General features: G+C 36.5%; 1 protein-coding gene. It reads left to right on the forward strand.

Translation table 11 applies throughout. The annotated features are described in order from the left end of the window. The first annotated feature begins 119 nt into the window (after positions 1–119). A complete protein-coding gene (locus tag ACFP65_RS06280) occupies positions 120–1,424 on the forward strand; it encodes an ISL3 family transposase (protein WP_379916951.1) in 1,305 nt (434 codons plus the stop codon). The last annotated feature ends 57 nt before the right edge of the window (positions 1,425–1,481 follow it).

Here is a 1,481-nt window from a genome sequence, read left to right on the forward strand (position 1 = left end):
GGTTCTATAATATCTAGTGTTGGTGAGAATTCGCCAGCACTATTTTTATGTAAAATGAAACAAGCGAGATTCTCTGATAGACTAAAGTTACCACACCAAATCTATAGGAGGAATCTCGCTTGCTTGAATCTTATGATATCAAAAAATTACTTCATATCCAAGATGAATCGATCACATTGACTCAGATCGATCGTCAAACCCTTAAGGGCAGCTTGACCAATATCGTCAGAGGGAAAATGACTTATACACCAAACTATTGCCCTAAGTGCGGTACTAAGAACAACGATTACGGCATTATCAAATATGGGACTAAGCTATCTAAAATCGTATGGAATAAAGTGGCTGGATATCCGACGCGCCTTTATCTAAAGAAACAACGTTTCTATTGTAAGTCTTGTACACAGACCTTCTCTGCTCATTCCTCAGAAGTCGAAGAACATTGTTTTATTTCTAAAAAAGTAAAGCAACACATCGGCTTTCAATCTAGAGAAGATCTTTCTATGAAGTATATAGCAGAAGAACATACGGTATCACCCTCTACCGTTAAGCGAGTGATTAGCACATTCGCTCAAGTCTATTACCCTGACTTCCAAGCTTTACCGCCTTGTCTGCTTTTCGATGAATTCAAGTCAGTCAAAAATGTGAAAGGTTCGATGAGCTTCATTTACGCCGATGGCGATACACATGAGGTAATCGATATCCTTCCTGATAGAAGAAAAGCTTATCTCAAACTTCACTTTCAAAAGTATCCGCTAAAAGTGAGAGAACAGGTAAAACTTGTCGTGATTGACATGAACGCAGCTTATGAGTTCTTTATAAGAGAGCTTTTTCCAAATGCAAAAATCATTATTGATCGCTTTCACATCATCCAATTGATTAATCGATCTTTAAATAGAATCAGAGTGAAAGTCATGAAACAATATAACCGTTCTAGCTATCCGTATAAAGGGATCTACAATAAATTCAAGAATCATTGGCGCCTTCTATTAAAAGAGGAACGAGCACTCTCGAGTACAGATTATAAGTACTATTCTTGTTTTGGACAAACGACCCAACAGCACGTTGTCGACACGCTACTTAGCTTTAGTAGCGAACTAAAAGAAAGTTATCGATTCTATCAAGATCTTTTGCATGCTTTAAAAACAAGAAACTATACTCAATTCCGAAGTACGTTGGAAAATACTACTTTTGATTATCACAATACAATGAAAGTAAGTCAGCGAACGTTACATTATCACTTAAAAGAAGGGCATATAGAAACAGCGTTTCTTTATCGCTATTCTAATGGTCCACTTGAAGGCTCAAACAACAAGGTTAAAAACATTAAAAGAACAGCCTATGGCTTTATCAGCTTCAATTCTTTCAGAAATCGTTTAGTCCTCTCACTAAAAATGAAGCCCAAAAAAAGAAGACTTATCGAATGAAATCGATAAATCTTCTTAAGGGTAACTAATGTTACCAACACTATTTGACACAGAGCC

Source organism: Marinilactibacillus sp. GCM10026970, from assembly GCF_042660675.1.
Taxonomy (GTDB): Bacteria; Bacillota; Bacilli; order Lactobacillales; family Carnobacteriaceae_A; genus Marinilactibacillus.